We start from the raw sequence: 397 nt of genomic DNA, 5'->3' as shown, positions 1-397 counted from the left end.
CGTGGAGCTGGCCGATGGCCGCCGCATCCCCACCGAGCAGCTCAAGACCGGCGACCGGTTCATCGTCCGGCCCGGCGAGAAGATCGCGACTGATGGCGTCGTCGAGGAAGGCACCTCGGCGGTCGATGCCTCGATGCTGACCGGCGAGTCGGTGCCGGTGGAGGTGCGGCCGGGGGATGCGGTCACCGGCGCCACCGTCAACGCCGGTGGCCGGTTGGTCGTGCGGGCCACCCGGGTCGGCGCGGACACCCAGCTCGCCCAGATGGCCAAGCTGGTGGAGGACGCGCAGACCGGCAAGGCGCAGGTGCAGCGCCTGGCCGATCGCATCTCGGGCATCTTCGTGCCGATCGTGATCGCGCTCGCCCTGGGCACGCTGGGCTTCTGGCTGGGCACCGGC

The 397-nt window shown here is 72.3% G+C and carries 1 protein-coding gene; it reads left to right on the top strand.

The genetic code is table 11. The features are described from left to right. Window positions 1–397: P-type ATPase actuator domain-containing protein (locus HCN51_RS57855; RefSeq protein ID WP_487353042.1), on the top strand; the 397-nt coding region annotated here is incomplete at both ends.

The sequence above is a fragment of the Nonomuraea composti genome (assembly GCF_012034275.1).
GTDB classification, from domain to species: domain Bacteria; phylum Actinomycetota; class Actinomycetes; order Streptosporangiales; family Streptosporangiaceae; genus Nonomuraea; species Nonomuraea composti.
Note: the sequence above shows the minus strand (reverse complement) of the source record. Positions and strands in the feature narration are given on the sequence as shown.